Source organism: Hymenobacter gummosus (genome assembly GCF_003970915.1).
In the GTDB taxonomy this organism is placed as follows: Bacteria; Bacteroidota; Bacteroidia; order Cytophagales; family Hymenobacteraceae; genus Solirubrum; species Solirubrum gummosum.
The window spans coordinates 315,843-329,735 of sequence record NZ_RXOF01000002.1 but is presented as its reverse complement, the minus strand read 5'-3'; the positions used below and the strand labels follow the sequence as shown (position 1 = coordinate 329,735).

Annotated in this window: 9 protein-coding genes; 6 read left to right on the top strand and 3 right to left on the bottom strand. The window is 63.1% G+C overall.

Annotation, left to right across the window (positions count from 1 at the left end):
* The first annotated feature begins 64 nt into the window (after nt 1–64).
* The 3 genes from EJV47_RS04755 (at nt 65) to EJV47_RS04745 (ending at nt 5,658) form a co-directional block, all read left to right on the top strand.
* Nucleotides 65–760: an SIR2 family NAD-dependent protein deacylase gene (locus EJV47_RS04755; RefSeq protein WP_126691990.1), complete on the top strand. Its 696-nt coding sequence runs from the start codon at nt 65–67 to the stop codon at nt 758–760.
* Between the two features lie 111 nt (nt 761–871).
* Nucleotides 872–4,573, top strand: a complete 3,702-nt coding sequence (locus EJV47_RS04750; RefSeq protein ID WP_126691989.1) for a hypothetical protein — start codon at nt 872–874, stop codon at nt 4,571–4,573.
* Nucleotides 4,574–4,683: 110 nt separating this feature from the next.
* Nucleotides 4,684–5,658, top strand: a complete 975-nt coding sequence (locus EJV47_RS04745) for a Ppx/GppA phosphatase family protein (protein WP_243651012.1) — start codon at nt 4,684–4,686, stop codon at nt 5,656–5,658.
* 268 nt (nt 5,659–5,926) lie between these two features.
* Here the strand turns inward: EJV47_RS04745 and ppk1 are convergent, their stop codons facing one another.
* Complete coding sequence (ppk1, locus tag EJV47_RS04740) at nt 5,927–8,248, bottom strand: polyphosphate kinase 1 (RefSeq protein WP_243651011.1); 2,322 nt, start codon at nt 8,246–8,248, stop codon at nt 5,927–5,929.
* A 100-nt stretch (nt 8,249–8,348) separates the two neighbouring features.
* On the bottom strand, nt 8,349–8,684 hold the full coding sequence (locus EJV47_RS04735) for a Rid family hydrolase (protein WP_341539249.1): 336 nt from the start codon (nt 8,682–8,684) through the stop codon (nt 8,349–8,351).
* A 212-nt stretch (nt 8,685–8,896) separates the two neighbouring features.
* Here EJV47_RS04735 and EJV47_RS04730 point away from each other — a divergent pair, with 212 nt between their 5' ends.
* The 3 genes from EJV47_RS04730 to EJV47_RS04720 all read left to right on the top strand — a co-directional run bounded on the left by EJV47_RS04730 (nt 8,897) and on the right by EJV47_RS04720 (nt 11,600).
* Nucleotides 8,897–9,391, top strand: a complete 495-nt coding sequence (locus EJV47_RS04730; RefSeq protein WP_126691988.1) for an FtsZ/tubulin family protein — start codon at nt 8,897–8,899, stop codon at nt 9,389–9,391.
* A 67-nt stretch (nt 9,392–9,458) separates the two neighbouring features.
* Nucleotides 9,459–10,676 carry a PDDEXK-like family protein gene (locus EJV47_RS04725; protein ID WP_165903619.1) on the top strand — a complete coding sequence of 406 codons (1,218 nt, stop codon included), beginning with the start codon at nt 9,459–9,461 and terminating at the stop codon, nt 10,674–10,676.
* Complete coding sequence (locus EJV47_RS04720; protein WP_126691986.1) at nt 10,677–11,600, top strand: helix-turn-helix transcriptional regulator; 924 nt, start codon at nt 10,677–10,679, stop codon at nt 11,598–11,600.
* A gap of 92 nt (nt 11,601–11,692) precedes the next feature.
* On the opposite strand, the gene gyrB is transcribed toward EJV47_RS04720, so the two are convergent.
* Nucleotides 11,693–13,678 (bottom strand): DNA topoisomerase (ATP-hydrolyzing) subunit B, encoded by a 1,986-nt coding sequence (gene gyrB, locus EJV47_RS04715; protein ID WP_126691985.1) that lies wholly within the window; start codon nt 13,676–13,678, stop codon nt 11,693–11,695.
* Between the last annotated feature and the right edge of the window lie 215 nt (nt 13,679–13,893).

The window sequence follows — 13,893 nt, the reverse complement described above, 5'->3', positions numbered from 1 at the left end:
CTACATTACCACCCAATAGCTCTTCCCAGATCCGCCGGGCGCGTCGCGACGTGCCCCCGACCGCATGAAAAAAATTGTTGTACTCACCGGCGCGGGCATTTCGGCCGAAAGCGGCATTGCCACCTTCCGCGCCTCCGATGGACTTTGGGAAAATCACCGGGTGGAAGACGTGGCCTCGCCCGAGGGCTGGGCCCGCAACCCGGCGCTGGTGCAGGAGTTTTACAACCAGCGCCGCGGTGCCGCCAACAAGGCCCAGCCCAACGCCGGGCACCGCGCCCTGGTGGAGTTGGAGCAGGCCTACGAGGTGGTTATCATCACCCAGAACGTGGACGATTTGCACGAGCGGGCCGGCTCCAGCCGCGTCATTCACCTGCACGGCAAGCTCAACGAGGCCCGCAGCTCCCGCTACGAGGAGCTGGTGTACCCGCTCGGCGACAAGGACCGCATCGAGATGGGTGAGCTGTGCGAGCGGGGCCACCAGCTGCGCCCCAACATTGTGTGGTTCGGGGAGGCCGTGCCGCTGATTGAGCGCGCCGCCGAGGAGTGCGCCACGGCCGATGTGATGCTGGTGGTGGGCACTTCCTTGCAGGTGTACCCGGCCGCCGGGCTGCTTCACTACCTGCCCACCGGCCACCCGCTCTACGTCATCGACCCGAGCCAGCCTAGCACGTCGCGCCACGGGGTGCAGTTTGTGCCCGAGCCGGCTACTGTGGGCGTGCCGCGGGTGGTGCGGGAGTTGCTGGCCCAAGCCGGGCAGTAGCGGATTAAATTTTGATTAATATCCGTTAATCCGCGGAGGAGCTTTTCGCGTAGGTAGCTTTTACATCCCGCCGGTGCCGCAGCCGGCGGGCTTCTGCCATTCTCCTTCCGCATGAGCTATATCTACCGTCCGCTGCTGGCAGCGGGCCTGCTGCTGACGGCTGTTCTGCCGGCCGCGGCGCAATCCACCCCACCGGCCCACCACGTGTACCTGCTGGGCAACACCGCCGGGCCCGTGCCCGAAGCCCGCCTCAAAACCCTGCGCCGCACCCTGGAGCAGGAAACCACGCCCTTCACCGTGGTGCATCTGGGCGACATCGTGGGCAACGCGGGCCTTTCCGACAAACAGGATACCACCCGCGCCGGGCTCGAAAGCCGGGCCAATGCGCTGCTGGCGCTGGTGAAAGGTTTGCCCAACGGGCGCATTTACTTCGTGCCCGGCGACAAAGACTGGAACAACTCCGGCCGCGACGGGCAAAAGAGCGTGCGGCGGCTGGAGAAGTACATTGAGCAGCAGCTGGGCGGGCAGAACGCCTTCCTGCCCAGCAACGGCTGCCCCGGCCCTGAAATCGTGGACGTGGCCCCGCTGGTGCGACTGGTGGCGCTGAACACGCCCTGGTTTTCGCACCCCTTCGACCGGCCCGAAGCCCCCGATACCGACTGCAAAACCATGTCGACGGAGGAGTTCCGGGAGCAGCTGCAGGACGTCATCGACGACACCAAGGGGCGCAACGTGCTGCTGGTGGGCCACCAGCCGGCCCTTAGCAACGGCACTTACGGCGGGTTTCAGCCGCTGAAGCGCCACCTGTCCCCGCCCGTTTTCGGCACCATCAACGCGGCCTACCGCCAGAATGTGGGTACCCCGCGCGACATGGCTTCGCCCGGCTACCAGGAGTTTCGCAAGACGCTGCTGAGCACCCTCAAGGACCACCCCGGCGTCATCTACGCCGCCGCCCACGATTTCAGCCTGCAGCTCACCCCGTTTGAGCGCAATTACCACCTGGTCAGCGGCTCCTTCGCCCACTCCGAGCCGGTGGCCAATAATGCCAAGTCGCTCTACAACGCGAAGGAAGCGGGCTACACCCGCCTCGACTACTACCCCGACGGCACGGTAAAAACCACTTTCCTGCGCTTTGAGGGCGCCGACGCGGTAAAGGAGGCATTTGCGGCTACGCTGTTTCAGTCGGCCTGCCTCCCCGAGAGCAAAACGACGCCCACTAACGCCTTTATTCCCGAATGCCCTAGCGCCCCCAAGGGCGTGGCCACGCCGAAGCCGGACGCCAGCAGCGGCCCCACCGCCACGGTAACGCCCGGCCCGCAGTACCGGGCGCACGGGCTGCAAAAGTCACTTATTGGGCCGCTGTACCGCTCGTCGTGGACGCAGCCGGTGGCCGTGCCGGTGCTCGACCTGAGCACCACCCGGGGCGGGCTGCGCCCCACCGGCCGCGGCGGCGGGCGGCAGACGACTTCGCTGAAAATGATTGCGGCCGACTCCTCTGAGTACACCTTCCGCTCGGTGGACAAGGACGTAACGCGCATCCTGCCGCCGGAGCTGCGCGGCTCGGTGGCCTCCGACATTCTGCACGACATCACCGCCACGGCTAACCCCTACTCAGGCCTGGTCATTTCGCCCCTGCTCGACCGCACCGACGTGCTGCACGCCCGCCCCAAGCTGTACGTGCTGCCCGACAACCAGCAGCTCGGACCCTACCGCGAGCAGTATGCCGGCCTGCTGGGCACGCTGGAGGACGACCCGTGGGATAAGAAGGACAACCTGCCCGGCTTCGGCGGGGCCGACAACGTGCGCCGCTCGTTCAGTATGTTCCGCCAGCTCTACAAGGACCACGACAACCGCGTCGACGCCCGGCAGCTGGGCAAGGCCCGCGCCTTCGACATGCTGGTGGCCGACTTCGGCAAGCACGAGGACAACTGGAAGTGGGCCGAGTTCAAGGAAGGCAAAGGCGCCGTGTACCAGCCCATTCCGCGCGACCGGGACCAAGCCTTCACGCTCTGGAACGGGGCCCTGACGTGGATTGCCAACCGCGAATGGGCCGTGCCCAGCATCGAAGACTTTCAGGCGCACTTCAACGACCTGGAAAGCCTGAACTGGCCGGCCCGCCACCTCGACCGCGCCCTGCTGCAGAGCCTCAGCCGCGAGGACTGGCGGCAGATTGGCCAGTACCTGCAGCAGCGCATCACACCGGCCGCCATTGATTCGGCCACGGCCCAGCTGCCCAAGGAAATTCAGGGCCTCTCGGGCCAGGACATCAACCGCAAGCTCAAAAGCCGCATCCAGGAGCTGCCCAAGGCCATCGACGAGTATTACCTGATGCTGGCCCGCGACGTGGACGTGGTGGGCTCGAACAAAGCGGAGGTCTTCACCGTGCAGCGCCTGCCCGACGGCAACGTGCGCGTGCAGGTCAGCAAGAAAAACGACGAGGGCACGGCTAAGGGTCAGCCCTTCTTCGACCGCACTTTCGTGAAGGGTGAAACCCGCGACATCCGCCTCTACGGCCTCGACGGCAAGGACGTATTCAACGTTTCGGGCGAGGGCAGCGGCAGCATCCGCGTGCGCATCATCGGCGGCGAAGGCGGCGACGTGGTAGCCGACGACTCCCGCGGCGGCCGCACCGAGGTGTACGACGTGCCGAACACCGAGCTGAAGGCCGGGCCCGGCACCGCCGACCGCCGCTCCCTGCGCCTGGGCATCAACCACTATGACCGCGACGCCTTCGAGTACGACGGCTACGCCCCGCGCGGCAGCATCATCTACAACCAGAACGACGGCTTCGGCCTGGCCGCGGGCTTCGACTGGGTAAAGCAGGGCTTCCGCAAGCCCGACTACCGCGTGCGCTACGGCATCGACGCGCAGTACACCACCGGCGGCAACCGGCAGATTACCGGCAACGTGCGCTGGCGCTACCTCATCGGCAAGTGGGACTTTGGCGCCCGCGCCACCTACGGCAACTACTTCCCCTTCTACAACTTCTTCGGGCTGGGCAACAACACCGGCAAGAACGACGACCTGTACGACGACCGGTTTTACCGCGCCCGCTACCGCGGCTACCAGACGGAGGCCTTCTTCGAGCGGGCCTTCCGCGGCAAGAGCCTGGTGCGCATCGGGCCGGTGTACGAGCAGTACCAGAGCGACTTCGCCCCCGACAGCTACATCGGGCAGCTGCAGGCCCAGCCCACCCCCTCGGACCTGCAGCCCAACACCGACTTCCAGCGCCTGCTCGGCGGCCGGGCCGTGGTCGATTTGGATTTCCGGGACCGGAAGCTGTTTGCGCGCAAGGGCGTGCGCCTCTACGGGGAACATACCACCTGGCACCAGCTCAACCAGCAACAGCGCACCATCGGCCTCACCGAAGCCTTCGTGGAGTACCTGGCCACGGCCCGCCTCGGCATTCCGGTGACCTTGGCCGTGAAGGGCGGCGGCGGCAAGAACTACGGCCCCTCGGACGAAATTCCGTTCTACAAGTTCACCCAGCTGGGCCAGCGCCAGAACCTGCGCGGCTACGTGCGTAACCGCTTTACCGGCGACGCTTCCCTGTATCTGAACTCGGAGCTGCGCCTGGCCCTGGGCTACGCCAATACGCCTTTCCTGCCCTTCTACTACGGCCTGTTCGGCTTCTACGACCAGGGCCAGGTGTACTACAAGGGCAACGCCGACGGCGGCTGGCACCGCGGCTACGGCGGGGGCTTCTACATCGCGCCGGTGTACGAAACCTTCGCCCTGTCGGTATCGGTGCAGCACTCGGTGGAGGAAGCCGCCCTGATTCAGTTCGGCCTGGGCTTCCGCATCGACCAATAACGCGCCGACCGCGCAACCAAACCGTTCGGCATGCCGAACAAGTAAAAGGCCGGGCTAATCCCCGGCCTTTTATCTTTGCCCTACTTCTCTCGTCACTCCCCTACTTTCGCATGGAATACCCGCTGCTGAAACTGGCCGCCATTGATATCGGCTCCAACGCCGTCCGTTGTCAGATTTCCGCCGTGCTGGAGTACGAGGGCGCCTACCGCCTCAAGCGCGTGGAGTACGTGCGCTACCCCCTGCGCCTAGGCGAAGACGTGTTTGCCACCGGCCACATCTCGCCCGCCAAGGAGGAGAAGTTCGTCAAGTTCATGCACGCCCTCAAGCTGCTGATGGAGGTGCACGACGTGGCCCACTACCTCATCTGCTCCACCTCCGCCATGCGCTCGGCCGATAACGGCCAGGCCATTGCCGACCGCATGCAGCGCGAGCTGGGCATCCGGGTACAGATCATCGACGGACAGGCCGAGGCGGCGTATGTGAACCGCGTGATTATGCAGCTGCTGGAGGACAAGCGCCACTACCTGCACATCGACGTGGGCGGCGGCAGCACCGAGTTCAACCTCTACTCCGACCGCAAGAAAATTGCCTCGCAATCCTTCGAAGTAGGCTCCATCCGGCGCCTGCAGCAGAACGGGCAGCCCGGCGAGGCCCTGCAGGACACCTGGCAGCAGATGGAAGCCTGGGTAAAGGACAACTCCCGCCGCTTCCACGTCACGCGCGCCATCGGCACCGGCGGCAACATCAACAAAATCTACTCCCTGGCCCAGCTGCCGCCCGACCAGCCCCTGCCCCGCAAGCGCATCAGCGACATTCTCACGCGGCTGCGCGGCCTGAGCATGGACGAGCGCGTGAACCTGCTCATGCTCAACCCCGACCGCGCCGACGTCATCGTGCCCGCCGGGCAGATTTACCTCTCGGCCATGGAGTGGTCGGGCGCCAAGGACATGCTCGTGCCCGATATCGGTCTGAAAGACGGGATGCTGCAGGCCCTGTTCGAGGACCACTTCGAGGAAATTCGCCCCGTGACGGACCTCTCGCACCGCATTCCGCAGGTTGCCATTCAGAACGACCCGGAGGCGTAGGCAGCCGGCTGCCCTGGCCGTCATTGCGAGCGAAGCACCCGTAGGAAGGCGCAGCCAATCTTTCCCCTCGCGGCACGACGGCACAGCTAGCACCAACCGAAAACCCATCAAAACCGAAAACAGCACCGCCCGAAACTGCAGATACCAGTTTCGGGCGGTGCTGTTTTTGGTTTCTGCCAGTTGTAGCGGTGGTGCTACTGGCGGAAGGATTGGCTACGCCTTCCTACGGGTGATTCGCTCGCAATGACAGCGGAGTGAAACGTCGCAACTACACGTTTTCCGCGTCCTCGGGCACTACCGGCGGAATCGGGCCGGGGGCCAGGGGCTCGGCGGGAACTACGGCCAGGGCGGGCTCGGCGCCGTTGATTTCCACGTCCTCGTCGGGCAGCACGATTTCCTCACCGGCAATCAGGCTGTCCTCGGGCGGCGACACGGCTTCGCCTTCGGGCACGTCCACGGAGGTTTTGGCCAGGTAGTCGTCGAACAGGGCGGTTTCGGCCACCAGGCCGTAGTTCTTGTAGTAGAACTCCTTGTGCACGTTGAACAGCGGCTCGCCCGGCTCCGGCTGGCGCTTGATGTAGGCCCCGTCCTCGCGCATGAGGTAGGTGTTGTAGTTGTCGCGCAGGTTGAAGTAGAGGATGTTGACGGCCTCGCGCTGCAGCTGCGGGTTCACGATGAGGAACAGCGCCTCGATGCGGCGGTCGAAGGAGCGCACCATCACGTCGGCCGAGCCGGAGTAGAGCTTGGGTTGCCCCGCGTGGTGGAAGTAGAACAGGCGCGTGTGCTCCAGGTACTCGCCCACGATGCTGCGCACCTCGATGTTCTCGCTCAGCCCCGGCCGGCCCGGCCGCAGGCAGCAGATGCCGCGCACGATGAGGCGGATGGGCACCCCGGCCTTGGAGGCCTTGTAGAACTCGTCGATGACGTCGCGGTCTTCCAGGGAGTTCATCTTCATCACGATGCCCGAGGGCAGGCCCTTCTTGGCGTTGCGGGCCTCGTCGCGGATGAGCTGGATGAGCTGCTGGCGCATGTCCTTGGGCGCCGTAATCAGGTACTCGTAGTCGTCGGGCTGCGAGTGGCCGGTAATCACGTTGAAGAATTCCGACACGTCATGGCCGTACACGTCGTTGGTGGTCAGCAGGCTCACGTCGGTGTAGAAGCGCGAGGTGGCCTCGTTGTAGTTGCCCGAACCGATGTGCACGTAGCGCGTCACCTTCTCACCTTCCTTGCGGATAATCATGGCCATCTTGGTGTGCGTCTTATACTTCGACACGCCGTAGATGACAAAGCAGCCCGCCTTTTCCAGCTTGGTGCCCTCCCGGATGTTGCGCTCCTCGTCGAAGCGGGCCTTCACCTCGAAGAGCACCGACACGTGCTTGCCATTCTCAGCCGCCTTGAGCAGGGCCGCCGACACGCGCGAGTCGTCGGCCAGGCGGTAAATCGTCTGCTTGATACCGAGCACGTGCGGGTCTTCGGCGGCCTGTTCGAGCAGCTTCACCACCGGGTCAATCGAGTTGTAGGGGTGGTGCAGCAGCACGTCGTGGTGCTTCAGGTACTCAAACAGGTTCTCGTCGGCGCCCGGGGGCAGGCTCAGCGGCTGCACCGGGGCCAGGGGGCGCGGCAGCTTGTCGCGGAAGCTGGGGTGGCGCACAATCTGGTTCAGCCCTTTCAGGTCGATGAGGCCGTTGATAACGAAGACGTTACCGTTGTCGATGTTCCACCGCTCCTTGAGCACCTGCATGAGCAGGCTGGAGGCGTCGGGCTCCACCTCCAGGCGCACCACCCGGCCGCGCTTGCGGGTCTTGAGGCCCAGCTGGATTTCCTGGATGAAGTCCACGTCGATGTCGTCCGACTCTTCCAGCGTGAAGTCCCCGTTGCGGGTGATGCGCATGAGCGTGGCCGACAGGATGTCCACGTTGCGGAACAGCTTGGCCAGGTTGTGGCGCACGATTTCCTCGATGGGCACGAAGATGACGCGGTCCTTGCGCTGCAGCTCGAAGAAGCGGGCCAGGTTGGCCGGAATCTGCACGAAGGTGAGGCGTTCCTGCCCTTCCTCCGGCCCGTCGGGGTTCATGCGCGTCACCACCCCAAATACCAGCAGCTGGTTCATCATCAGCGGGAAGCCGTGGTAGGAGTCATACACCATCGGCGTGAGCAGCGGGAAGACGGTGTTCTTGAAGTAGCCGTCGGCCTTTTTCTGCTCCACCTCCGTCAGCTCCGACACGCCCAGGATATCGAAGCCGTTGCGGGCGAAGAGCGGGCGCAGCTCCTGGTTGAAGGTCTGCGTCTGGTCGTGCACGAAGCGGTGGGCAAAATCCAGCAGCTTGCGGCGGAACGGCAGTTCCCGCAGCCCGGAGTAGTCGACGCGCAGCTTGCCGTAATCGAGGTAATTGTAGAGCGACCCCACGCGAATCATGAAAAACTCGTCGAGGTTGGAGGCCGTGATGCCCAGGAAGCGCAGCCGGTCGAGCACCGAGCGGGCGGGGTCGCGGGCCTGGTCGAGCACGCGGTAGTTGAAGCGCAACCAGCTCAGGTCGCGGCTGATGTATTTGCTTTTGCGGATGAGGTCCGAGGACTTAAACAGCTTCATAAAGGCGGAAAACTACCCGCGTATTCGGGCGGTGCGGCGTGGGGTTGCGCAGAGTTACGAAATAATGGCCGTGGCTTCAATTTCTACCTGCAGGCGCGGGTCAATCAGGGCGCTGACCTCCACCATGGTCGAAGCCGGCCGGATGCGGCCGAACACCTCGCCGTGGGCCCCGGCCCACCGCCTCCCAGTGCCGGATATCCGTCACGTAGATGCGCGTGCGCACTACGTCGTTCAGCGAGGCGCCGGCCTGCTGCAGGGCGTCGGCAATCTTTTCCAGAATGCGCTTGGTCTGGGCGTAGGCGTCGCCGCCGGGGGTGGCGTCGCCGTCCTGGGCAGTGGTGCCGGCCACTTCCACCACGTTGCCCACGCGCACGGCGCGGGAGTAGCCCACGGGTTCTTCCCAGGGCGAGCCGGAGGATATGAGTTGTCGGGTCATAACTGCTGGAATTGCTGGTCTGGATTCTGGAGCCGCTCCACAATAGCTGGCCCCGGCGTCTGCAGCGCCGCTAAGCTACGGTTCAAAATTCGACGGGTGTCGTGGCAACGTTGCTTAGCAACTGCTAGCGTCACGAAAAGATACTCGCTGCGAGAACGACACGGTTTGACGCGCTGGCGCCGCACTTTCGCTCTTACACTTGCTACCCGCCTATGCTCACCGCCCCTACCCGCTTTGCCGACGCCCTACTCCCCGAATGGGAGCTGCACGCCAACCCGCCACGCACCGCTGCCTACGCGCTAGCCCGCCGGAGCCTGCATAGTCAGCTTATCGGCCTTAGTTACCTCATCACGCCTACTGCCGACATTAATGTAGATGTGGACGATGTTCGCGCCGTACTGCGCCACGCCTGCAGCCTGCGCGCCGGCTACGCCACCGCTAGCGGCCCAGGCCGTGCCAACGCCGCTTCCCAGGCCGCAGTAGCAGCCTGCCGGGCTTATCTGCTCGGCCCGGAGCCAGTGCGCCCGCCCGATGCCGCGCTGCTATCCGTCGTCGGACGCGGCGAGGTGGATATGACGGAACTGATTGCCATTACTGACTACGTGCAGAGCATGTTCGGCACCGAAATGGAAATACTATTCGGACACGGAACGGATGAGGAATTGGCGGAGGAATTAGGCGTGGGGTTGTTAATTGGATATGGTTAATTGCGTTTATTGCCTGCCTGCAAGCCATGCCATATCCTCCCATTGCTTTTTCCACCAACTCCCGCTTATGACCTCAGATATACAGCCACTGCTTGACCAATTAGAACCTGTACGGGTCCGGCGCCAAATCAGCGAATCCGCTGACCTCTTCAACATCTTCCGAATCCTGCGCTCCGAGACGGATGAAGTACATCTGCATTCCCGCTTTATCTATGAGCTGCTTGACCCACAGGGTAGCCACGGCCTGGGGTCAGTGTTTTTGCGGCTCTTTGCCGATGTTGCGGAGCTGCCTGGCCTGCACTACGAACACGTACAGGTCTGGCGGGAACATGCCAACATCGACATCCTGATTCGGGATGCTCAGCAAGCCATTGTTATCGAGAATAAAATTTACGCCGGCGACCAGCACGAGCAGCTGAAGCGGTATCACGCCTTCGCAGCGGCTTCCCACCGCCAACCCACGCTGTGCTACCTCACACTGCACGGGAGCCAGCCTTCAGAATGGTCGCTGGGCGACCTGCAAAGCCAGGTTCGCTTGCTTTCCTACCAGCAGCACATTGACCAATGGCTGACGAGCTGCATCAAAGAAGCCGCCACTCGGCCTACCCTGCGCGAAACCCTATCCCAGTACCAAACCTTGATTCGGCACCTGACCGGTAATAACATGAGCGAAGAAGAAAAGCAGGAAGTGCTGCGCATCGTGGCCAAGCATGACAACGCCGAAAAGGCAGCCATTATCGCCCGCAACTGGAAACACGTGCGCTGGCACGCCGAATGGGATTTTTGGAATGACCTGCTTGCACTGGTGAGCACACACTACGCGGTTGCTTCAGACGATAAGCGCTTCAACACTGATTACATTGATAAAGCTATCCACGGTCGGCGTAATCGGGAGTTTTACTACGGTCTAAGCTTCCGCATTGGCAGCCTAACGGGCCAGCCCGTCAACCTGCGGCTTGAGCGCGACGCAGAACCTATATATTATGGTATTCCCTATGGCGCCGTGCAAGATACCGATCTGCGTGCTCGTATGTTCAAGGCGCTCCAGCCAATTGGCGGCAATCATACGCAAGCTTGGCCCACATACACGTATACCAACCCCGCTATTGACTTTGAGGAAGAAGCCTTTGGCAGCAGCCAGCTGATGATGCAAATGATTAATCCCGACAAGCGCCAATGCATCATCAGTCAGCTATTCGACGAGCTAGAATCCATGATTAAGGCCGCCCATGAGGCCCTGCAACAGGAGTTCGGTTCCGATTTCGAGCCGGCCATCCGGAAGTAGATGTCCGTCCACGCCACCCTGCTACGGCAGCTGCACTTGGTGCAGTTGCTGCGGCACGCCCGTACCCCGCTACCCTTTTCCCGGCTACAGCGCCACATCCTGGAGCACAGCAGCGCCGGCGACCTGCTGACCAACTACACGCAGCGCACGTTTCAGCGCGACGCACAGCAGATGCAGGAAACCTTCGGCGTGACCATCCGGCACCGGCGCGGCCAGGGCTACTACTTGCACGAAACCGACTTGCTGCCTGACGGCCACCAACGGCTACTAGAAGCCGTGGAGCTGCGCGAGTTTTTGCGGCTGCCGACGCAGCTGGCCGGTTTCGTGCAGCCCGAAACCCGGCCGCCGCTGGGCCTGGAGCACCTGCGGCCCCTGCTGCGGGCGGCGCAGGCGCGGCAGCTGGTTGCGTTTACCTACCGCAAATATTGGGAGGACGCACCTTACGAACGTACGGCCGGCCCGTTGCTGCTGAAAGAATTTCGGGGCCGCTGGTACGTGCTGGCGCTCATGCCCGACAGCGGCTACCTGGCTTGCTTCGGCCTGGACCGCATCAGCCACCTGAGCCTCATCGGCCGCCCCTTCGCCCCGCCCGCCGACTTCGACGCGGCCAGCTATTACCGCCACGCCTTCGGCATCATTCGCCCTAACGACGCCGACGGGTTACCCGTCGACATCATCCTACGCTTCAGCCTCACACAGGGCCGCTACGCCCTGGGCCAGCCCCTGCACGCCTCGCAGCGCCTGCTGCTGGAAACCACCGAGGAAATCTGCCTGGGTCTGTACGTGTACGACACCCACGACCTGCGCATGGAACTGCTTAGCTACGGCCCCGAGGTGGAAGTGCTGGCGCCGCCGGAGCTGCGCGACTGGCTACAGCAAGTCCACGCGGAGGCCGGTGCTCTTGCCTCCAACGGCACTGCGTAAAAAAGTGGTGCCACGGCTTTGAACCGTGGCACCACTTCGTTCAAGCGACTACAAAATCCGCGGAATCCGTCAAATCCGCACGAATCCGTGGTCTAGACGTCCAGCTTGGCGTACTTGGCGTTTTTCTCGATAAAGTCGCGGCGGGGAGCCACTTCGTCGCCCATCAGCATGGAGAACAGGTGGTCGGCTTCGGCCGCCGATTCCACCGTCACCTGCTTCAGGGAGCGGGTATCGGGCTGCATGGTGGTCGTCCAGAGCTGCTCGGCGTTCATCTCGCCCAGCCCTTTGTAGCGCTGAATACCCACCGACTCGGGGCGGCCCTTGGCCAGCTCGTCCACGGCGGCCTGCCGTTCCACTTCGGTCCAGCAGTAGCGCTCCTCCTTGCCCTTCTTCACCAGGTACAGCGGCGGCAGGGCAATGTAGATGTAGCCCTTATCGACCAGCTCGCGCATGTAGCGGAAGAAGAAGGTCAGAATCAGCGTGCGGATGTGGGAGCCGTCCACATCGGCGTCGGTCATGATGATAATCTTGTGGTAGCGCAGCTTGGAGAGGTTCAGCGCCTTATCATCCTTCTCGATGCCCTTTTCCGGATCGGCCGGCACCCCGAAGCTCACGCCCAGGGCCGTAATCATGTTGCGGATTTCCTGGTTTTCGTAGATGTGGTGCTCTTGCGCCTTCTCCACGTTCAGGATCTTACCGCGCAGCGGCAGAATGGCCTGGAAGGCGCGGTTGCGGCCCTGCTTGGCAGTACCACCGGCCGAGTCGCCTTCTACCAGGTACAGCTCGCAGATTTCCGGGTCGGTTTCCGAGCAGTCGGCCAGCTTGCCGGGCAGCGAGAACGAGCCCATGACCGTTTTGCGCTGCACCATTTCGCGGGCCTTCTTGGCGGCAATGCGGGCCTTGGCAGCCAGAATCACCTTGTCCACGATGAGGATGGCCTCCTTGGGGTTTTCCTCCAGGTACTGCGCCAAGATTTCGCCCACCACGGTGTTCACGGCCCCGCTCACCTCGCTGTTGCCCAGCTTGGTTTTGGTCTGGCCTTCGAACTGCGGCTCGGCTACCTTGACGGAAATAACGGCGGTGATGCCCTCGCGGAAGTCGTCGCCCGAAATTTCAATCTTCTCCTTGGCCAGCTTGCCCGACTTGTCGGCGTAGGCCTTGAGCGTGCGCGTCAGGGCCGAGCGGAAGCCGGCCACGTGGGTGCCCCCCTCGTGGGTGTTGATGTTGTTGACGTAGCTGAACACGTGCTCCTGGTAGGAGTCGTTGTACTGCAGGGCCACTTCCACCGGCACGTTGCCCTTCTCGCTCACCACGTGGATGGGCTTGGGCATCAGGGCGCGGCGCTCAGCCCCGTCGAGGTACTGCACGAACTCGGCCAGGCCGCCTTCGGAGTAGAACTGCTCGCCGCGGGCCACGCCCTGCTCGTCGATTTCGCGCTTGTCCTGCAGGTTGATGCGGATGCCCTTGTTCAGGTAGGACAGCTCGCGCAGGCGGGCCGCAATGGTTTCGTAGCGGTAAACGGTATCGGTGAAGATGCTGTCGTCGGGCCAGAATTCCACCTGCGTGCCGCGCTCTTCGGTGTCGCCGATCTGCTTCACCGGGTAGAGCGGGGCGCCGCGCTCGTACTCCTGCTGGTACACGTGGCCGTTCTTGTACACGGTCACGCGCAGCAGGTTCGAGAGGGCATTCACGCAGCTCACGCCTACGCCGTGCAAACCGCCCGAAACCTTGTAGCTGTCTTTGTCAAACTTGCCGCCGGCGTGCAGCACGGTCATCACGACCTCCAGCGCCGAGCGGCCTTCTTTCTGGTGAAAATCCACCGGGATGCCACGGCCGTTGTCGCGGACGGTGATGGAGTTGTCTTCGTTGATGGTGACGTCAATCGTGTCGCAGTGCCCGGCCAACGCCTCGTCGATGGAGTTGTCCACGACTTCCCATACCAGGTGGTGCAGGCCTTTGATGCCAATGTCGCCGATGTACATGGCCGGGCGCTTGCGCACGGCTTCCAGCCCCTCAAGTACCTGAATGCTATCCGCGGAGTACTGGGAGGGGGCTTTTTTCTCTTGGGTTTCGCTCATGTGCAGCGGTTAAAAGTCCGTTCTGTATAACACGCGAAGATACCGAATCATCCCTTTTTAACTAGGTTTTGCCGGGGTTTTGTGGGGGCAAAACGCCCACTTTACTCCGTATTTTTTCGGTTCACCCTCGGGCCACGCCCTCTGGTCCGGTTCACCGCGTTTTGCCCTGGTTCGGCGGCTCGGTCAAGGCCGCTCCGGCGGCATCCTGGCTTGCT